General features: G+C 61.2%; 17 protein-coding genes. 4 read left to right on the plus strand and 13 right to left on the minus strand.

The genetic code is table 11. The features are described from left to right. Position 1 precedes the first annotated feature (1 nt). The 7 genes from M1D97_RS11745 to lgt all read right to left on the minus strand — a co-directional run bounded on the left by M1D97_RS11745 (position 2) and on the right by lgt (position 6177). Positions 2-979, minus strand: coding sequence for an efflux RND transporter periplasmic adaptor subunit (locus tag M1D97_RS11745; protein ID WP_456267908.1), 978 nt, complete (start codon positions 977-979; stop codon positions 2-4). A 13-nt stretch (positions 980-992) separates the two neighbouring features. Beyond that, positions 993-1202 (minus strand): DUF1656 domain-containing protein, encoded by a 210-nt coding sequence (locus M1D97_RS11750; protein ID WP_456267909.1) that lies wholly within the window; start codon positions 1200-1202, stop codon positions 993-995. Positions 1203-1524: 322 nt separating this feature from the next. After that, a complete protein-coding gene (locus M1D97_RS11755) occupies positions 1525-2742 on the minus strand; it encodes a porin (protein WP_456267910.1) in 1218 nt (405 codons plus the stop codon). A 383-nt stretch (positions 2743-3125) separates the two neighbouring features. Next, entirely contained in the window at positions 3126-3917 is a 792-nt protein-coding gene (locus M1D97_RS11760; protein WP_456267911.1) for a ProQ/FINO family protein, read from the minus strand. Positions 3918-4016: 99 nt separating this feature from the next. Continuing rightward, a complete protein-coding gene (locus M1D97_RS11765) occupies positions 4017-4544 on the minus strand; it encodes a dihydrofolate reductase (protein ID WP_456267912.1) in 528 nt (175 codons plus the stop codon). Between the two features lie 20 nt (positions 4545-4564). Further along, a complete protein-coding gene (locus tag M1D97_RS11770; protein WP_456267913.1) occupies positions 4565-5359 on the minus strand; it encodes a thymidylate synthase in 795 nt (264 codons plus the stop codon). Positions 5360-5373: 14 nt separating this feature from the next. Continuing rightward, positions 5374-6177, minus strand: coding sequence for a prolipoprotein diacylglyceryl transferase (gene lgt, locus M1D97_RS11775; protein WP_456267914.1), 804 nt, complete (start codon positions 6175-6177; stop codon positions 5374-5376). Positions 6178-6352: 175 nt separating this feature from the next. Here lgt and M1D97_RS11780 point away from each other — a divergent pair, with 175 nt between their 5' ends. Next, the gene (locus M1D97_RS11780) at positions 6353-7891 is read left to right on the plus strand and encodes an ATP-binding protein (RefSeq protein ID WP_456267915.1); all 1539 of its coding nucleotides are present in this window, start codon (positions 6353-6355) and stop codon (positions 7889-7891) included. Beyond that, positions 7884-9230, plus strand: coding sequence for a sigma-54-dependent transcriptional regulator (locus M1D97_RS11785; RefSeq protein WP_456267916.1), 1347 nt, complete (start codon positions 7884-7886; stop codon positions 9228-9230). Before M1D97_RS11780 ends, M1D97_RS11785 begins: the two co-directional genes overlap by 8 nt. Before the next feature lie 36 nt (positions 9231-9266). On the opposite strand, the gene M1D97_RS11790 is transcribed toward M1D97_RS11785, so the two are convergent. The 3 genes from M1D97_RS11790 to M1D97_RS11800 form a co-directional block, all read right to left on the minus strand. Next, positions 9267-10295, minus strand: a complete 1029-nt coding sequence (locus M1D97_RS11790; protein WP_456267917.1) for an acyltransferase family protein — start codon at positions 10293-10295, stop codon at positions 9267-9269. Positions 10296-10523: 228 nt separating this feature from the next. After that, complete coding sequence (gene ptsP, locus M1D97_RS11795) at positions 10524-12785, minus strand: phosphoenolpyruvate--protein phosphotransferase (RefSeq protein ID WP_456267918.1); 2262 nt, start codon at positions 12783-12785, stop codon at positions 10524-10526. Between the two features lie 79 nt (positions 12786-12864). Continuing rightward, a complete protein-coding gene (locus M1D97_RS11800) occupies positions 12865-13365 on the minus strand; it encodes an RNA pyrophosphohydrolase (RefSeq protein WP_456267919.1) in 501 nt (166 codons plus the stop codon). Between the two features lie 171 nt (positions 13366-13536). Here M1D97_RS11800 and M1D97_RS11805 point away from each other — a divergent pair, with 171 nt between their 5' ends. Both M1D97_RS11805 and M1D97_RS11810 read left to right on the plus strand, forming a co-directional pair. Next, entirely contained in the window at positions 13537-14217 is a 681-nt protein-coding gene (locus tag M1D97_RS11805; protein ID WP_456267920.1) for a histidinol-phosphatase, read from the plus strand. A 241-nt stretch (positions 14218-14458) separates the two neighbouring features. After that, entirely contained in the window at positions 14459-15928 is a 1470-nt protein-coding gene (locus tag M1D97_RS11810) for an FAD-dependent oxidoreductase (protein ID WP_456267921.1), read from the plus strand. A gap of 72 nt (positions 15929-16000) precedes the next feature. Here the strand turns inward: M1D97_RS11810 and M1D97_RS11815 are convergent, their stop codons facing one another. From M1D97_RS11815 to M1D97_RS11825, 3 genes are all read right to left on the minus strand, one after another. Further along, the gene (locus M1D97_RS11815) at positions 16001-16531 is read right to left on the minus strand and encodes a disulfide bond formation protein B (protein WP_456267922.1); all 531 of its coding nucleotides are present in this window, start codon (positions 16529-16531) and stop codon (positions 16001-16003) included. A 32-nt stretch (positions 16532-16563) separates the two neighbouring features. Continuing rightward, positions 16564-18165, minus strand: a complete 1602-nt coding sequence (gene gshA, locus M1D97_RS11820; RefSeq protein ID WP_456267923.1) for a glutamate--cysteine ligase — start codon at positions 18163-18165, stop codon at positions 16564-16566. 216 nt (positions 18166-18381) lie between these two features. After that, the gene (locus M1D97_RS11825) at positions 18382-20748 is read right to left on the minus strand and encodes a Tex family protein (RefSeq protein WP_456267924.1); all 2367 of its coding nucleotides are present in this window, start codon (positions 20746-20748) and stop codon (positions 18382-18384) included. Between the last annotated feature and the right edge of the window lie 47 nt (positions 20749-20795).

A 20795-nucleotide genomic window follows, 5' to 3' on the forward strand; every position in this document is an offset into this window, starting at 1 on the left:
GTCAGGGCGCCTGCTGCCCGGCGCTGTCGGTCGCCGCCGGCGGAATGTCGGGATCACGGGCCTGCCTGCCGGCATTGCCCATGCCCTGGGGTCGCACGCCATCCACACCCTCATCCTTTCGGTGCTGGTCGTTGATGCGCACGCTGGCGGTCATGCCCGCGCTCAGATAGACGCCGTCGGGGATGTGATCGATGGCGATGTCTACTGGAATACGCTGGGACAGGCGCACCCAGGTAAAGGTCTGTTGAACCTGAGGCAGAAGCTGCCCGTCAGGCGTGGTATTGGTATTGGCAATCCCGCGGCCGATGCTGACCACGTGCCCCTGCATTTTCTGATCGCCCCCCATCAGCCAGATGCTGGCGCTGTCACCGATATCGATCGAGGGGATCTTGGTCTCCTCGAAATAGGCCGTAATGTAAAAGGAGCCGTCGCGCACGATCGACATCTGGGCGCTGCCCTGGCTGACATAATTGCCTTCACGCAGCTGCAGGTTGATCACCGAGCCATCGACCGGTGATGTCACCACGCTGCGCTCGAGATCAATCTGCGCGCTGTCGAGCTGCGCCTGCGCCAGATCCCGCTGGGCCCTGGCGATCTGCGCGTTGAGTCTTGCCGTCTGGCGATCCTCGCTGCTGATGGCGTTGCTGCCCAGATTGCGGCGGCGCTCATACTCGTTTTCGCTGAGCTGATACGAGTATTCCCGGTTGGCAAGCCTCGCCTCGGCCTGGCGTACGGCCGCTTCATAGCGCTCGTGGTTGACGGTAAAGAGCACATCCCCTGCCCTGACCTGCTGGTTGTCATGGGCATTCAGGTCCATCACCCAGCCCGAGACATCGGGCGCGATGGTGACGATATCGGCCCGAACACGAGCATCACGCGTCCACGGGGTATACATGTAGTACTGCCACAGCCAGACACCGAGTGCGATGGCAACGGCGGCCAGCACCAGTGTAATGAAGACTCTAATAATCGTGCGCATTCAGGTTTCGCTTCTACAACACATGACTTGAAAGGTAGGTCACCACGGCCAGCACGATCACAAACAGGCTCACATCGAACCACGCCTCCTGCCATACCCAGCGTGTCAGACCTGCCTTGTGCATCATGGTTCGCAGCAACGCCGCAATCACCAGAGACACCAGCGTAAACAGCAGCATCGGGCTGATGAAGACACCCCCCATGGAAAGTTCACGCAGTAACACGCCTTTCTCCTGTCTTGATGCCATCGACTGTCTCGGCCATGGGACACTCCACCGGTGGCCACCCCGCCGGCCGAGCAGAGCCACGGGCCTGATACCACGCCACCCGGTCGGCGCCATTGGAAAGGTCCCGTGAACGAATCGCTGCATTGTACGCCCCATACTTCGGGAAGGCATCGCGGAATAAGAACCCATTCTCGCCATGGTTTTCGAATATGCCGATGGCGCGACACGCCTGGCATGGATGCATAAAAAAAACCGGCCTCCCAGGGGAGGCCGGTTCTTTTGATGTCATGGCAGTCATGCCGACTGTCAGGACAGGCGCTTAGAAGCTGTAGGCGATACCGGTGGCCACACCATCACCTGTATTTTCTTCTCGGTCATACTTGGCGCCTTCCAGCCATACGTACATCTGGCTGCTCAGGTTATAGGTCGCGCCCAGGATAAACTCGTTGTAGCTCTCGCTGTCACCCTGATCAACGCCAGCAAAATTGCTGGGATCAATCAATGCTACGGCGTTGCGGTCCGCATCAACATACTGATAGGAGCCGTAAATGTCGCCCACGCCATAGCTGTAGCGAGCACCAATGCCATAGCGATTGGCATCGGCGTCATCTTCCCACTGTCCGTGCAGCTGCTCCCACTTGGCAGCAACACGCAGATCGTCACTCATCTGCCAGGTCGCGTTCAGACCAAATTGCTGACCGTAGTCGTGATCGTCACCATCGACATCTACATACTTGAAGTTTTTCAGATCGTCGTAAACGGCTGCCAGAGTCCAGTCGCCGACCATGTAACGCAGGCCGCCAAACAGGGAAGCACTGCCGCCTTCATCAACTACGAAATCACCAGTTTGAGTAGCCGGGTCAGCGACGGTCCCATCATCGTTTCGTATTGTCGTACCACCGTTGAGGTACTCATCCTGGAATTCCTGGGTATTTTCAGCGTCACCATAGTAGCGAGTACCGATGGCGAACTGCAGGCCGCCGGTAATCGGTGAGGTGTAAGTAACCTTGTTACCTTCCTGCCAGGTGCTACCGCCGATATCACCGCTGCTGTCAGTGTTATCAAAATATTCGTTGTTGGAGACCGGATCCTGAACCCAGTCGTCAATCAGGTTATCCCAGGAACCGACACGGACGTCACCAAAGTTACCGGTCAGTCCCAGATAGGCCTGGTCGCCCTTTGAGAGGCCTGAAGCATCGGAGTTGGATCCAGCTGTGTCATAAAAGCCTTTTTGACGATCAGCGTTGAACTCGAATTCCGCGCGGAAGTAGCCGGTCAGGTCCGGGTTGATAATGTGCTCGCCACGGAACCCGATGGTCGAGCCGTTGTCAAAAAGATCATCTTCTGCTGAAGATTGCCCCGTAAAGTTATCATCAGCATCTACCTGAGCATTTTTGATGCTTCGCCAGCCCAGCTGAACGTTACCGTAAACGTCCAGCTTGGAGCCGTCCTGATTGTAAACCGTGGCGGCCTGGGCACCGGCCGCCATCGTGCCGAGCGCACCGGCAATCGCAGTCGCTAAGAGCGTCTTTTTCATCGTGATTTTTCCTTAACTGGCTAACTGTTCGATTGTCTGCCGTGGCAGATGCCCGACGCCGGTGGCGTTCGAGCTTTTATTGTTTGTTGCTCGCTGGGCTACCTTATAACGGCGTTTTCACTAACGCAACAAGAAAAAAACAGCGTTTTCGTTCTTTTTACCATTGGACTAGAAGGCCGCTGTCAGGCCTCCATCCTGAGGCAGAATCGTTACTCTTGTGTGACAGATCCTTTATCAGAATCAAAAAAAAAGAGCGCCCTTTCGGGCGCTCTTTTTATTAAAAACAAAAGTCATCAAAGCGTTACAGCGGCACAATAATACAGGCAAAACATGTGCCATTTCGTTTGCAGTATAACGATTAAATCCCTGATCGCTGTCTCGGACTATCGCTGATGACGATGAGCAAGCTCGGACATCTTCTGTGCCATTCTGCGCTTTTGCTTTTCTGCCTCTCGCTGTTGCTGGCGCTCCTGAAGACGCTTGAGCTGCTCCTGGGCGTGCCGGGCATCCTCCTCTTCGACCCGACCGGCCTCCTGCCCTTCCAGGTCGATACGCGCGGCATTGGCCCGTACGGACTTGAGATAGCGCGGCAGGTTGACGTAGCCCGCCAGCGCCCGACGAATCAGCTTTTCACTGAAGGGCTCGCGAGCTGCCAGCGCCTCATGGATACCGATGGCCAGCGGGCGAGTATGCCGCTCGAAAAAGGTATTGGGGTAGCGGCGATACCACTGCTTGAGCAGGGCCTGGGGCGAAATCTCCTCCCGCACGGGCCCGGATGCTGCTGCCTCAGAAGTGTCGGACACTGTGTCCTCGTCGGGCGTTGATGGGTTGTCCTCTGCTACCGACGAAAAAGACCGGTGCTCTGTCGTGGTTTCTGAAACCTCGGGTGTCGAAGTGCCGGAAGCATCGCTGTCGAGTGTCTCGATACTGCCGGTCTCTGCCCCCTCAAACGCGACGGGGACGGCCTGCGCGGTGTCCTCCGCCGGCGAAGGTGCCACGGGCGGGTGTTCGCTTTCGGCGCCCGACATCTGCTGAATGCGTGTCAAACGCGACGTCAGCTGCCGATTGGTGTTTTCAAGCTCCCGAATGCGGGCCCTTGCGCTTTCCAGACGTGCTGTCAGATCGCTTGCCTGCTGCTCCAGCGCTCTGAACACTTCATCAAAACGGTCGCTCACGCCCATCTCCCAGGGGTTTTCACAATGGCGCCTGCCGCCGACACCATCGAAACATACATTATTTTATGGGGCCTGCCGCCATCACCCGGCAGGTAACGCTCAGCTGTCTGCAGCGTTATCCCTTTCATAGCGTACAAAATCATAGCCGGGCCGGCCCTCGGCGGGAGAGCCTGACACCCGCTCCTGCTCCTGCCAGCCCGCATCCAGCTCGGGGAAGAAGGTGTCCCCGTCAACCTCGATATCAATTTCTGTCAGATAAAGACGCGAGGCGCAAGACAGTGCCTGTCGATAGATCTCGCCGCCGCCGATGACCATGATCTCCTCCACGCCCTCGATCATGGCCTGATCGTCGGCCAGTGCCAGGGCACTATCAAGATCATGACAGACCCGGACGCCGGGGTGTTCGAAGGTCTCATCACGGGTGACCACGATATTGAGACGATCGGGCAGCGGTTTGCCGAGGGAGGCAAAGGTAGCGCGTCCCATGATCAGGGGCTTGTGCAATGTGACTGCCTTGAAGAACTTCAGATCCTCGGGCAGATACCAGGGCAGATTGCCTTCCATGCCGATGACACGATTGCGTGACACGGCAGCGATCATGGCAATGGGGACCAGTGTTTCCTGCATTATCTCGCTCTCCGGTCGCATCAGACGGCCACGCTGGCACGAATATGCGGATGGGGGTCATAGTGTTCGATAGCGATGTCTTCAAAGCAAAAGGCAAAGATGTCCTTCACCTCGGGGTTGAGCCGCAGGGTCGGCCTCTCCCGGGGCGTACGCGCCAACTGAAGGCGCGCCTGCTCCAGATGATTGCTGTAGAGATGCGCATCACCCAGCGTATGAATGAACTCGCCCGGCGCCAGATCACAGACCTGCGCCACCATATGCGTCAACAGCGCATAGCTTGCGATATTGAAGGGCACGCCCAGAAAGATATCGCCGCTGCGCTGATAGAGCTGACACGAGAGTCTGCCGTCGGCCACAAAGAACTGGAAGAGCGCGTGACACGGCGGCAGTGCCATCTCATCCACCAGCGCCGGGTTCCAGGCCGAGACAATCAGGCGTCGGGAATCCGGGTTGGTCCTGATCTGTTCGATGACCCGGCTGATCTGGTCGACATGGCCGCCCCCCGGTGCCGGCCAGCTGCGCCACTGATAGCCATAGACCGGGCCCAGCTCGCCCGCCTCGTCAGCCCACGAGTCCCAGATGGACACGCCATTGTCCTTGAGATAGCCGATGTTGGTGTCACCGCTCAAGAACCACAAGAGTTCATGAATGATCGAGCGCAGATGCAGCTTTTTGGTGGTCAAAAGCGGAAAGCCCTGCGAGAGGTCAAAACGCATCTGATGGCCGAAGATGGCGCGCGTCCCCACGCCCGTACGATCATGCTTTTCCACGCCATGATCGAGCACCTGCTGCATGAGTTCGAGATAGGGCTGCATGTATTGGAAACCGTTTATACCTGTGAAGAAGAACGTGCGTCGTCGACGCTCTGGTGACGCGACCAGGCCACCAGCACCGCGCCCAGCACCAGCATGGGAATGCACAGAAGCTGCCCCATGGTCAGCCAGTCGAAGGCGATGAACCCGAGCTGCGGGTCCGGGCGTCGAAAGAATTCGACAAAAAAGCGAAAGGCACCGTAAAGCATCAAAAACAGCCCCGAAACCAGCCCGCGCTGACGCGGCTGTCGCGACACGCCCCAGAGAATGGCAAAGAGCACCACCCCCTCAAGGGCAAACTCATAGAGCTCGGAGGGGTGACGGGTCTCGGGTCCGTACAGGGGATACACCATGCCCCAGGCCACATCCGTGACGCGCCCGGGCAGCTCCTGATTGATGAAGTTGCCCAGACGCCCCGCGCCCAGACCGATGGGCACCATGGGGGCGATGAAGTCAGTCAGCTGAAAGAAGGTCAACCGATGGCGGCGTGCATAGAGCAGCGAGGCGATGAGCACCCCGATGAGACCGCCATGGAAGCTCATGCCGCCTTCCCATACCTTGAAAACCCAGAGCGGGTTGGCCAGAAACTGCTCCCAGCCATAGAACAGGGCATAGCCGATGCGCCCGCCCAGCACCACGCCCAGCGCCCCGTAAAAGATCATGTCACCGACCTGGTCCTTGGTCAGACCCAGACGGTCGGCGCGCACGCGGGCCAGCCACCAGGCGCCCACGAACCCGATCACATACATCAGGCCATACCAGTGAATGGCCAGCGGTCCCAGTGAAATCGCTACCGGATCAAATTGCGGATGATGAAACATGCAACCTTCCCTGCCGAAGAGCCATACCAGACCCGATCACACCCCCCTTTTCGGGCGATGCCAATGACAGCGGCGAGTTTATCAGAAGCCAACCGGGCTCGCCCCTTTACAGCAGCGCTCGTCTGCCCGCGCATGCCGCGTTAAGGTAGCGGCCTGATTACGGAACAGAACCCTTATGCGACTGCGCACCACCATACTGCTTTCCATCATCACCCCCCTGCTACTGATCCTGATTACGGTCAGCGCCGTGGCGCTGTGGGTGCTGGAGGACAACATGCAACAGCGCCAGCAGGAAGAGGTGCGTCTCATTGCCCACGGCATACGTCTGCCCCTGGCGCAGGCACTGGCCCGCCAGGACCCGCAGGCCCTGCAGGAAGGCCTGAGCACCACCTTCTCGCTGTCGCGACTGTATGGCGCCTTCGTACTGTCGCCGTCCGGCCAGCAGATCGCCGGTGTCGGCCTTGCCGGCGGCCTGCAGGATAACGCCCTGCTGGAACAAGCGATCAGCACGACCCGGGAAGCTGCCGGCTACGCCCGGCAGGACGGCCAGACCTTTTATACCTATCTATTGCCGATGACGGACGCCCGGGGCGAGGTGCTGGGCATTTTGCAGATCAACCGGCTGGCCACCGGCATCGAGCGCTACATGAGCCTGATGACCACCGTGGCACTGCTGCTGGCCGCGCTTCTGGGCATTCTGGTGGTGTTGATGGTGTGGTGGGGCTTTCGCCGCTATGTCGACCGCCCGGTCAACCGGCTCTATCGCAGCATGAAGGCCGTGCAGGGGGGCAATCGGCTGCACCGCATGACGCCCGGGGGCGCGCGGGAGTTTCGCGAGCTCGGCGAGGCGTTCAACGCCATGCTCGACGCCGTGTCCCACAAGGAGCAGGAGGTGCGCGAGCAGCAGCAACAGCAGCTCGCACTGGAGCGCCGCCTGAAGAAATCCCGCCGGCTGGCCGAGATCGGCGTTCTTGCCGCCGGGGTGGCGCATGAACTCGGCTCGCCGCTGACGGTCATCGATGGGCAGGTACAGCGTCTGCAGCGCCACGACGATCTGCCCGACGATGCCCGCCAGCGCCTGACGCGCATTCGCCACGAGACCCGGCGCATGGAAGACACCATCCGCCAGCTGATGGACATGGGCCGCCGTCACACGCTGCACCCGGAGCAGTGCTCACTGCGCCGGATGATCGATGCAGCGGAGCAGCTGGCCCGCGATGCGCTGGCGCTTGAAACACCGCCGCTGCTGGTGACCGACCTGCCCGCAAGGGATGGCATCACCGTGGATCGACAACGCTTTCAGCAGCTGCTCGACAACCTGATCAAAAACGCTTTTCAGGCCGGCAGCCATCGGGTCACCGTGTCAGAGAACCATTCGGCGCAGGGGGTGGTCCTGCGCATCGAGGATGACGGGCCGGGCATCGAGGCCGACCACCGCGGTCAGATCTTTGACCCCTTCTACACCACCCGGGGCGGCGGCAAGGGCAGCGGCATGGGACTGACCATCGTGCATCGCGCGGTCGAGGATCACGGCGGACACATTGCCCTTGAAGAGAGCCCTCTCGGGGGCGCGGCCTTTATCATCACGCTGCCACCCGACGTGCTGTTGCCGCCGGAAGCCATCACCGCCGATGACCCAATCCCTGACGACGCTCGGGACGACGCCCCGAACCACGGAGAAGACACCATGTCAGGACAACACGGCCATGACTGATCGCATTCTGATCGTCGAGGATGATGCCGCTATCCTCGAGCTGTTGACCGAGGAGCTCGAGGACGCCGGCCATCTCGTGACCGGCGTCGACAGCGCCGAGCAGGCACTGACACTGTCTGACACCGCCTTTGACGTCATCATCAGCGACATTCGCCTGCCCGGCATGGATGGCATGACCTTGCTGGACACGCTGACACGACAGGACGGCCATCCCGCCATGATCATCATCACGGCCTTCGGCAGCATCGAACAGGCCGTGGACGCCCTGCAGCGCGGAGCCGAGGACTTTCTGACCAAGCCGCTGGATCTCGACCAGGTGCGCGCCAGCGTTGCTCGCCTGACCCGGCGCCGGGCGCTGACAACGCACCAGCGCAGCGGCGAGATGCGCAGCACGGTTCACCTGGACCAGCTTTCGAGCTGTACTGCCAGCATGGCGCAGCTTTTCGACCAGGCGCGACGGCTCGCCGCGCAGCAGGCCGCCGTTTTGATCGAGGGCGAGAGCGGCACCGGCAAGGAGCTGCTGGCGCACGCCCTGCATCGGGAAGGCCCCCGCCGGGCAGGCCCCTTGATCGCCGTCAACTGCGCCAGCATCGCCGCGGATGTGCTCGAAAGCGAGTGCTTTGGTCATGTGAAGGGCGCCTTTACGGGCGCCATCTCGAATCGTCGCGGCCTGTTTCAGCAGGCGCACGGCGGGACGCTCTTTCTCGACGAGATCGGTGACATGCCGCTCGCCCTGCAGGCCAGGCTGCTGCGCGTGCTGCAGACCCATCGCGTCAGGCCCGTGGGCAGTGAGGAGGAGCAGCAGATCGACATACGCATCGTGGCGGCGACCAACCGACCGCTCGAAGAGCTCATCGAGGCAGGGCTTTTCCGCGAGGATCTGTTTTACCGGCTGGAGACCTTCCGTCTGACCCTGCCGCCGCTGCGGGAACGCCCCGATGACATCGCCCTGCTTACCGAGCAGTTCCTCGAGCGCTACAGCCGCGAGCAGGGGCGCGAGACCATGACCCTGTCACCCTCGGCGCTGTCGCTGCTGCGGGCCTACCCCTTTCCTGGCAACGTCAGGGAGCTGGACAACGCCATTCTGCGCGCCGTCACGCTCGCCCGAACGGACGTGCTGGAACCCGACGACTTTCCGGAACGCTTTCGCCATGCAGTGACCCGGGGCGGCAGCACGGATGCCCGGGCCCGGGAGTGGCTCAGTCTGGAACAGATGGAGCAGCGCTATATCGAGCGCGTGCTCGAAGCCGTTGACGGCAACAAGCGTCGCGCCGCCGATATTCTGGGCATCGGCCGCAAGACGCTTTATCGGCGCCTCGAGGGGCGGACATCGTCCTGACCTGTCCTGTACTCGACCCTCGAGGCATGTTCCGCCTTAACCAGAGGCCAGCGCGTACGCCTTCTGACGCCGTTCCCGCCGGCGCGCGCGCCGCTCGGCCAAAACTGTGGCATCCCCGAGACACAACAGCCGTGTCCATTTATTGTGGCGCACCAGCAGATAAAACAGGATCGGCAGCGCCATCATCAAAAGCCAGCGCGGCGCCGGTGCCGCTACCAGACCGTGGTGGTCGAGCGTGACCTGAATGCTCAGGTGCAGGAACATGATCACCATGGAGGCTTCGCCCGCCAGCCCCACGACCTTCGAAACGACCGGGACACGCGCAAGCTGACGGGACAGCACCATCAGCACCAGCGTGACGGCAAACGCAGCCAGAAGGCTGGCCACCGGCATGCCATAGTCGGCGTATTTCATGTCCATCCTGAAGTGGACACCGCCCTTTACCAGCGCCATGGCGAGCAGCCCGACGCCCAGCGCCGGCAGCAGCACCCGCGGCGTTTCGATCTCGACTCGATGATGCGCCACCAGATACCCCAGATAAAAACAGGGGGCGGCCATCAGGACCACGTTGAGGTTGCCGACCAGCCAGAGCTCCCTGAGAAAGAGCTGGTTGATCGTGGCAAGGCCGAGCATGACCAGCATCACGCCCCCGGTGGCGCGTACCGACAGCCGCGTCAGCAGCACATTGACCAGCTGCTGCGTGGCCCAGAAACAGGTCACGAACCAGAACGGCGCCAGCCCCGCTATCAGGGCACGCCCGCCCAGCACCATGTCGAGCAGCGCTGTGGAAAGGGAGCTGCCCTCCCCGAGCGCCTGATGAAGTACCGGCGCATAGAGAAGCACCATGAAAAAACCATAGGGCACCAGCAGGTGCAGGCTTTTTCGGCCGAGATAGGCCTTGAGGTCGGCACTGGGCCTGAAGAGATAGCCGGCAATGATGAAAAACAGCGGCATGTGAAACAGAAAGAAAAAGTCCCGCCAGAACCCGGTGGTCATGTGGCCATAGACCACCATCATGATGCCGAGTCCTTTCAGGGTATTGATCCATTCGAGCTTTTTGACCATGAGCAGCCACTATCCGTTGACGACATTGCCCCTGACAGGAGCAACGTTCATGCCAACACGACACGCCGTGGCAGGAAAAACCCGAACGCTTGTTTTTAAAGGCTTTTTTCAAAAAAAAGCGGCCGACACACCGCCTGGAGCACGCAGTAGCGGTGTATCAGAACGACACATGGGCCGTCACGACACACCACCGGAAGGGGTCAAAATGACATGCGCCTGGGTGGCAGCTCAGTCCCGCGGTGGCAGTAGATGGGCCAGTTCCCACGCCTGCATGCGCTGATAGACCAGCTCGCGCGTCTCGGTCAGCGAATGCAGCGCCAGCACATCGCTGACCAGCTTCTGCGCCCCTTCCAGCGACACACGACGGATCGCGGCGCGCACGCGCGAGAGGTTGGGCGCGTTCATGGAGAGCACCTGGTAGCCCATGCCCACCAGCAACAGGGCACCGACCGGATCCCCTGCCAGCTCACCGCATACCGAGGCGGAAATGTTCATTCGCCGGCATTCCCGCGCGATATGATCCAGCGCCCGGAGCACCGCCGGCTGACAGGCATCATAAAGCCCCATCACACGGGCGTTGTTGCGATCCACGGCCAGCAGATACTGGATCAGGTCATTGCTGCCCACCGAGAAGAAATCGACACGCGAGGCCAGCGCCTCCAGCTGATAGATCACCGCAGGCACTTCGAGCATGACGCCCAGCAGCGGCCGCTCGACCTGAATGCCATCGTCACGCAGCTCCTGGATGGCGCGGTCGAGCAGGCGACAGACCGTGTCGACCTCCTCCACGCTGGTCACCATCGGCAACAGGATACGCAGGTTATCCAGCCCCTCGGCCGCCCGGAGCATGGCGCGCAGCTGTACCATCAGTACCTCGGGGTGATCCAGCGTGACCCGGATACCGCGCCAGCCCAGAAAGGGATTGTCTTCCTCGATGGGAAAATAGGGCAGCGACTTGTCGCCACCGATATCCAGCGTGCGCATGACCACCGGCAGCGGCGCAAAACCCTGGAGCTGCTCGCGATAGATCCGCGTCTGCTCCTTCTCGCTGGGGAAGCGCTGATGCATCATGAAGGGTACTTCGGTGCGGTAGAGTCCTACGCCATCGATGCGGGCGGCCGGCGAGCCGCTCATTTCCACCGCCAGCCCGGTATTGATCATCAGCCGGATACGATAGCCGTCACAGGTTTCACTGGGCAGGGACTGCTCGCTTTCGAGCATCGAGGTGAGCGCCTGCTCCTCCTCGATCATGCTCTCGTAGCGTACCAGCAGATCCTGCTGTGGACGCAGGATCAGCCGTCCGCGGTGGCCGTCCACGATCATGGGCGTGCCGGCCAGCCGCGAAATGGGCAGATCGCTCATGCCCATCACCGCGGGAATGTCCATGGCGCGTGCCAGTATCGCCACATGGGAGGTGCTCGAGCCTCGCAGGGCAACCAGCCCGACCAGCTTGTCGCGCGGGATCTCGCCCAGCTGCGCGGCGCTGATCTCGTCGCCGACCAGAATGGTCCGGTCGGGATAGACCGGCTTGCGGGCCTCGCTGTCCTTTTGCAGATGTGCCAGCACACGGCGCCCCAGATCACGAATATCCGCGGCACGCTCGCGCAGATAGTTGTCATCCACGCGCTCGAGATAGTTGACGTGGCGCTGGACGACCCTTGAGAGCGCGTAGGGCGCCCACTGCCCGTCGCGAATGCGCTTTTCGACCTCGTTGCCCAGCGCCGCGTCCCCCAGCATCTGCTGGTAAACGTCAAACAGCGCCTGCTCCTGCTCCGAGATACGACTGGCCAGGCGCTCGGCCGCCTGACGAATATCGTGGCGCACGCAGTCGATGGCTTCGCGCAGGCGCATGACCTCGGCCTCGATGTCGTCGGGCACCCGCTCGGGCACCGCCTCGAGATTGGCCGAGGGCACCACCACAAAGGCTTCCCCGATGGCCATGCCGGGGGCCGCTGCGATGCCGTTGAGAAGCGCCTGGGAGCCCGGATCACTCAGGCGCGCCAGCGCCCCCGTCGACAGGGCATGCACCAGCACGCCGGCCAGCTGCGCGGCCATGGTGATCAGAAAGGCTTCTTCCCCCTCGCCAAACTGGCGTTTATCGCGCTGCTGTACGACCAGCACGCCCAGTACACGACGCTGGTGAATGATGGGGACGCCCAGAAAGCTTGAATAGCGCTCCTCGCCGGTCTCGGCGAAGTAGCGAAAATGGGAGTGAGACGGGGCCTCCTCGATATTGAGAGGCTCTTCACGCTGGCCGACCAGTCCTACCAGCCCCTCCCCCGGTTTCAGGGTCACCTGCCCGATGGCCGAGGCATTGAGACCGATGGTATCCATCAGGATGAAGCAGTCACGCTCATCATCGCGTAGATACACCGAGCAGACATCGGTCTGCATGGCCTTGCGTATGCGCCGCACAATGATCGACAGCGCCGCATCCAGGCTGCGGGCGCCGTTCACCTCCTGAACAATGCGGCGAAGAATTTCGAGCATGGCGTTATGTTTTCATCCCTGTATGTCTGCCATGTCCGGGCGCCCGCTCACGGCAGGCGCCCGACCACGTCGATGGCCGCTATTGGCCGGCCGCATCCACCGGGCCCTCTCCCGGCAGACGCGGCGCCAGCTCTCGCAGGGCGCGCCGATAGACGTCACGCTTGAAGGACACCACCTGACCCAGCGGGTACCAGTAGCTGACCCAGCGCCAGCCATCGAACTCGGGCTTGGGCGTGGTGTCCACGCAGATGCTGGATTCCTGACATCGCATGCGCAACAGGAACCACTTCTGCTTCTGGCCGATGCAAAGCGGGCGCGAATGGGTGCGAATCAGTCCCTTCGGCAATCGATATCTGAGCCAGCCACGTGTACAGGCCAGTATATCGACGTCATCGGGATGCAGGCCGATCTCCTCTTTCAGTTCTCGATACAAGGCGTCATGAGGCGTCTCATCTTCCTTGATCCCACCCTGTGGAAATTGCCATGCATTCTGTCCCACCCGTCGTGCCCACAGCACCTGGCCACCGCAATTGGCAATAATGATGCCAACGTTGGGCCGGAAACCGTCGGGATCGATCACGACTTGCCACCTTTTGAAAATAGATTACAGGCATTCTTCCACAAAGCGAGAAAGCGCATCAATATGCTGCGCGCCGGCAGGCACCCTGTGGTCACACATATTAAAGTGCGGTCATATTTGTCATAATCGATCTTTGACAAACCGACCCCCTGCCTGAACGGGAGCCCTCCCTTGACGCTGGCCATTTTCGATCTCGACAACACACTGCTGGGCGGCGACAGCGATCACGCCTGGAACGATTTTCTGGTTGAACAGGGCATTGTCGATCGTGAACACTTTCGCCGGGAAAACGATCGGTTTCACCGCGCCTATGAGGCCGGCACGCTGGATATCCATGAGTATCTGGCCTTTGCCCTGGCACCGCTGACCCGTCACACCGGCGAAGCGCTCGATGCGCTGCATCAACGGTTCATGAGCGATCGGATCGAGCCCATCATCCTGAGTCAGGGCGAGGCGCTGCTGGAAAAGCATCGCGCCCGCGGTGACCGGATCCTGATCATTACGGCGACCAATCGCTTCGTGACAGGCCCCATTGCCAGAAGGCTCGGTGTCGAGCATCTGATCGCCGTGGAGCCTGAAATGGTGGACGGCCGTTATACCGGGCGCATTACGGGCACTCCCAGCTTCCGCGAAGGCAAGATCACCCGGCTGGAACAGTGGCTTGACGAGCACGGGGTCTCGCTTGAGGGCGCCTTTTTTTACAGCGACTCTCAAAATGACCTGCCGCTGCTCGAGCGGGTCGATAACCCCGTGGCCGTCGATCCGGACCCGGTACTGGCCGACATTGCCGGCGCGCGAAACTGGCAAATCATTACCCTGCGGGATCGCGACGAACGGCGTGATTCCCTATAATCGACATATCCATCGCGGAGTGTGTCACTTTGACACCATTGGCTGCGCCGGCAGGCACTCCCTTCGGGACCTCCCCGATCGCGCAACCCGGCCTCCGGTCAGACAATGGAAATGCCGTTTGACCCAGCGTGTCCTGCCTTGTCACCCCATCATCTGCGACGATGATCCTTCGGTGGCAAGCCCCCATGTCGGACTGACAAGACAGGACGCAAATCTCGCATCAAACCGAGCGTGAGAAGCCATGGCAGCAACGACGTATGATGTTCTTATCGTGGGTGGCGGCGTATCCGGCACTGCCCTTTTATACGAACTGGCCCGATATACCGATCTGAATGCCATCGGTCTGGTCGAGAAGTATGACAAGGTTGCCATCGTCAATTCGCATGGTCGCAACAACAGCCAGACCATCCACTGCGGCGATATCGAGACCAACTACACGCTGGAAAAGGCGCGCACGACCAAGCGTACTGCCGGCATGGTGGTCAATTTTGGTACCAAGCTTCCGGACGAAGAGCGCGACAACATCATCTATCGCTACCCCAAGATGGTGCTGGGCGTCGGCGACAAGCAGTGCGATTTCCTGCGCAAGCGTTTTGAAAGCTTCAGTGAACTCTTCCCTCAGATGCGTCTTCTGGAACGCGATGATATCGCCGCCCAGGAACCCAGGGTGGTAGAGGGCCGTGACCCGTCCGAAAGGATTCTGGCACTGGGCTCGCCCGACGAGTATACGGCCGTCAACTACACCACGCTGTCAGAGGCGTTCGTCAAATACGCCGAGCAAGATGCCGAAAAAAAGGGCATGGCCTGCGATCTGCACCTCTCCACGCCGGTGCACAAGATCGAGAAGGAAGGCGATCTTTTCAAGATCACCACGCCCAACAAGGGCACCCTGCAGGCCCGCTATGTGGTCGTGGCTGCCGGCGGCCATTCGCTGCTGTTTGCTCACCAGATGGGCTACGGTCTGGACAAGTCGTGCCTGCCGATGGCCGGGTCGTTCTATTTCACACCAAAGGTGCTCAACGGCAAGGTCTACACCATCCAGAACGAGAACCTGCCCTTCGCCGCCGTCCACGGTGACCCGGACGTTCTGGTCGACGGCAAGACCCGCTTTGGCCCCACGGCCCTGATGCTGCCGCTGCTCGAGCGCTATAACAGCAAGACCTTTACGGAGTTTCTGCGCGTCTTCCGCTTTGACGGCAGCGTGGCAAAGGTCTTCTGGGACCTGCTCAAGGTCCGCGATATCCGCAACTACGTCTTCAAGAACTTCCTGTACGAGGTGCCGGTTCTGCGCGAAAAGCTCTTTTATCAGAGCATCAAGAGCATCGTGCCGAGCCTTCGCCCCGACGACGTCGAGTTTGCCAAGGGCTTTGGCGGCGTACGCCCTCAACTGATCGACAAGAGTGCCAAAAAGCTGGTCATGGGCGAGGCCAAGATCAATCCGGGCACCGGAATCGTCTTCAACATGACGCCCTCGCCGGGGGGCACCAGCTGCCTGGGCAACGCCGAAAAGGATCTGTATCTGGCGCAGGAGTTTCTGGGTTTCAACATCGACAAGGAAACCTTCGAGCGCGATCTCCTGATGGGAGAGATCGAGCTTCGCGGCCTTGATGAAGCCCCGCAGCTGTCGCCCGAGAAATCATCCCACGGTGAAAACCTTGACCGCGAGCAGCAAAAGGAAAAAGAGGGCAAAAGCGTCGGACCCGAAGCCTGACTCCAGGGCATGACGATGACATGAAAAAGGCACCCCCGGGGTGCCTTTTTTGCATCAGGATTCATCAGTCCTTCAGGCAGCGCCGCCTTTCAACCGCTGGCGCTGGATGGCGCCAGCAATCAGACCGATCGTGAGCAGGGCCAGCACGATGAAGCCGACCAGCGTCCAGCCGGGCAGGGACACGCCCAGAAAGCTGCCCTCAATCTCGGCGCACTCGCCCGAGGCATTCAGCACGGTGGCGATCACGCTCTGCAGGGGCAACACTTCCATCATGTAATCCAGCCCCGGGCCGCAGCTGGGCACCTGATCGGCGGGCAGATTCTGCAGCCAGACATGTCGACCGGCCAGAAAGATACCGGTTCCGGCCCCGATCAGCGCCAGTACCCCATAGACGCTACCGCCCCACCCTTTCGGGTTATGCAGGGCGCCCACCAGCAGGGGCACCAGCGCCGCCAGCACGGCAACGCGCTGAAAGGTGCACAGCGGGCAGGGCTCAAGCCCGACGCCATACTGCAGCACCAGCGCGAACGCCAGCATGAAAATACAAAAGGCGCTGCCGGCAAGACACCACTGGCGCGCTGATCGGCTCAACAGATTCGACATGCATTGCTCCACAATTTCACATTGTTACGTCGTCATGAGGCGTCACTATTGACCTTCAATCGACGCGCCTGTTCGAAATAACGCTGTAAAAAGGTGGAAAAATCAACATCGTCCCCCGCTTCCGTTTCACGCTGCTGCTGGTGGGAGGTATCGACCAGCTGGTCGAGCAGCGTATCCCGCGCCGGGTCCATGGCCGTGTCTGCAAACCAGCGAGCCTGTTCACGCGCCTGCGCCAGTGACCAGGTCACAAAATCATCGCCACTGTCCTGCATCTGCTGATGCATGCGCCCGGCCGGCGTCTTCTCGGGGTGATGCACCCGCTCCCGCAGTTCGGCGACGGCCGCCTGGTGCGGCGCCTCCCCGTCGGCGCTGTCCATCAGCGCTGCAATGGGCGCCATGGCATCAAAAACCTCTTCCAGGCACTCGACCATCGAACGTTCGCCATCGGCGAAGGAGAGCATCAGCGCGGGGTCCCGACCGTTGCGTACCACGTTTGCCCGGTTGTCATCGAGGCGGTCGCACTCCTCGTCACTGATCCAGGGGCTCGGCGAGAGCAGACACCAGACCAGAAAGGTATCGATAAAGTGAATCTGCTGCTCATCGATCCCCAGCGGTGTGAAGGGATTGATGTCCAGGCAGCGCACTTCGATATATTCCACGCCGCGCGACTCCATCGCCTGGGTCGGCGTTTCATCGTGGCGCGCCACGCGCTTGGGGCGAATATCGCTGTAATACTCGTTTTCGATCTGCAGCATGTTGGCATTGAGCTGGCGCCACTCGCCCTCCTTCTCAACGCCTTCACGCTCGTAGTCGGGCCACGGTGTGACGATGGCATGGCGCAGGGTGCCGATATAGTTTTCAAGCGAGTTGAAACAGATGCGCAGCTGCGACTGCACCTTGTTCTGATAGCCCAGATCGCTCATGCGCAGCGTCGAAGCCGTCTCCGAGAGCAGGGTCTGCTGGCCGTGAGGCTTCAGTCCGGCATCGCGCCCTTCCAGGAAACTGCGATCCACGGCAGGCGATGCACCAAACAGATACATCAGCACCCAGCTGTTACGGCGGAAATTTCGGATCAGATCAAAATAGGCCCGCGACCGGAACGCCTGTGCCGAGACCGCCTGCTGACCGTCGATCTCCTGGAGATGTGTCCAGAGCTCATCGGGCAGGGAGAAGTTGTAGTGGATACCGGCGATCGACTGCATGATGCGTCCGTAGCGCATATCCAGACCGTTGCGATAGATCCGCTTCATGGTCCCCACGTTGGAGTTGCCGTAGTCGGCAATCGGGACGCTATCGTTGCCATCAAGCTCGGCCGGCATGCTGGCAGGCCAGATCAGCTCCCGGCCCAGATAGCGATAGCTGTAGCGATGCAGATCGCCCAGAAACGCCAGCGCATCGGATGGCCGGGAAAAGACCGGCGTGATGTACTCCAGAAGCGACTCTGAATAATCGGTGGTGATATAGGGGTGGGTCAGCTTCGAACCAAGCGCATGCGGATGAGGCGTTGCCACGATGCGCCCCTGAGAATCCACGCGCAGCCCTTCCTTTTCAATGCCCCGGCGAATGCGGCCAAAAAGGCCCTGCTGCGCCGGTGCGCTCAGTCCATCGATGCGGCGAGTGAATTGCTCGGACAAGGTTGAACACCTTCTCTTGCGGGAGCCCGCACGCCAGTCATCTGATGGCGCACATGTCGGCCTGCTGCCGACCCGGGCTCCGGAACTGTTTTCGTCGACCGGCCCCTGCTGACCTTGCATCCGTCAGGCGCCGATATCTGCCAATGGTGCGACCATTATGAAGCGCGACCCGGGCCTTTCAAGCGCCAAAGTGCGCATGCTAACGAGTCTATCATGTCAGCGCCGGCCATCGCCCGACCTGCCGGCCCCTGCCTTCAAAAGCGCCGCGCCCAGTGCGCCAACCGGCTCCTGTGAAGCGGCCCTTTCCTTCTCCTTGCCCCGCGGTCGAGAGCTGTCACGATCGCGGGGCCGGGATTTGTCAGTACTGCTGCCCTGCCCGGTCTCCGGCGTGTCATCCAGACGCATGGACAGCCCGATACGCTGGCGCGCCTGGTCCACGCTCATGACCTTGACCCTGACCACATTGCCGGCCTTGACCACCGAGCGCGGGTCCTGCACGAACTGATGCGACAGCGCCGAAATATGCACCAGACCATCCTGATGAACGCCAACATCCACAAAGGCCCCGAAGTGCGTCACGTTGGTGATCACGCCCTCCAGTATCATGCCGGCGACCAGATCGCTGACCTTCTCCACGCCTTCCTGGAACTGCGCGGCGCGAAACTCGGGTCGCGGGTCACGCCCCGGCTTTTGCAGCTCCTTGAGCAGATCATTGACTGTCGGCAGGCCAAAACGTTCATCGGCGTAGTCCGCCGGGCGAACGCTGCGCAGAAAATCGCTGTCACCGATCAGGCTCTGCAGGTTGCGGCGGCTGGCACTGGCGATCCGCTCTGCTACCGGATAGGCCTCGGGGTGAACCGCCGAGGCGTCCAGCGGGTTGCTGCCGCCGGTAATGCGCAGAAAGCCGGCACACTGCTCAAAGGTCTTCGGTCCCAGCCGTGTCACCTCAAGGATCTGACGACGGTTATCAAAGGCGCCATGGCTGTCACGCCAGGCAACGATATTATCGGCCAGCGTGCTGTTGAGACCGGAAACCCGGGCCAGCAGCGCTGAAGAGGCCGTATTGAGATCCACGCCCACGGCGTTGACGCAATCCTCCACCACGGCATCCAGCGAGCGCGCCAGCATCACCTGAGAAACATCATGCTGGTACTGCCCCACGCCGATCGACCTGGGGTCAATCTTGACCAGCTCTGCCAGCGGGTCCTGCAGACGACGGGCAATCGACACGGCCCCGCGAATGGTGACATCCAGCTCCGGCAGTTCGCGCGAAGCAAACTCGGAGGCGGAATACACCGAGGCGCCCGCCTCGCTCACCATGACCTTCGCAATGTCGTGCCCCTTGAGCCGCGCCAGCAGGTCCGCGGCCAGCCGGTCGGTTTCGCGACTGGCCGTGCCGTTGCCGATGGCCACCAGCCCGACATCGTGTTTTTTGCACAGTGCTGTCAGCGTCTCCAGTGACGCTGCCCACTGGTTTCGCGGCGCATGGGGATAGATGGCCGTGTGATCCATCACCTTGCCGGTGGCATCCACCACGGCCACCTTGACCCCGGTACGAAGCCCCGGATCGAGCCCGAGCGTCGCACGGGCCCCGGCCGGCGCGGCCAGCAGCAGGTCCTTCAGATTATCGGCAAAGACGCTGATGGCTGTAGCCTCGGCCTGTTCCCGCAGTTGCCCCAGCAGTTCGGTTTCCAGATGCGTATAGAGCTTGACCCGCCAGGTCCAGCGCACGACTTCCTTCAGCCAGCGATCGGCCGGACGCGCGTGATCGCTGATGCCGAACTCGCGAGCAACCTCGACCTCACATGGATGCACGCTCGCCTCGTCTTCATCGGGCAGCCTGAGGGCCAGTCCCAGCACGCCCTCCTGACGGCCGCGAAACATGGCCAGCGCCCGGTGCGAAGGCGTTTTGGCGAGTTTTTCACGATGATCGAAATAGTCGGAAAACTTGGCCCCGCTGCTCTCCTGACCGGCCAGCACCGTCGAGACCAGCTCCGCCTCCTGCCACAGGCGATCGCGCAGCCGACCGACCAGTGCCGGCGACTCGGCAAAACGCTCCATCAGAATCTGTCTGGCGCCATCGAGTGCAGTGCGGGCATCCGTAATGCCGTGCTCGTCGTTGAAGTACTCGGCCGCCAGCTGCTCGGGCACCAGGGAAGGGTCGTTCAAAAGCGCCTCGGCCAGCGGCTCGAGCCCCGCCTCGCGGGCAATCTGTGCCTTGGTGCGACGCTTTTTGCGATAGGGCAGATAAAGGTCTTCCAGCCGCTGCTTGGTGTCAGCCGCCACAATGCTGGCACGCAGCGTCTCGTCGAGCTTGCCCTGCTCCTCGATCGAGGCCAGTACCGTGGCGCGGCGCTCATCGAGTTCGCGCAGATAGCGCAGGCGACTCTCCAGCAGGCGCAGCTGGCTGTCATCCAGCCCGCCGGTCACCTCCTTGCGGTAGCGCGAGATGAACGGCACGGTGGCACCCTCATCCAGCAGGGCGATGGTGGCCTCGATCCGGGCAGGAGCAACGGCAGACGCACCGGCAACTTCACCAAGCTCGGCTGCCAGGCGCTCTGCCATTGAAGAAATCTGTGTCATGAAAACGCCTTCCCTTTCAAACAGGGCGCCAGGGTATCACAAACCAT

The sequence above is a fragment of the Kushneria sp. AK178 genome (assembly GCF_053903105.1).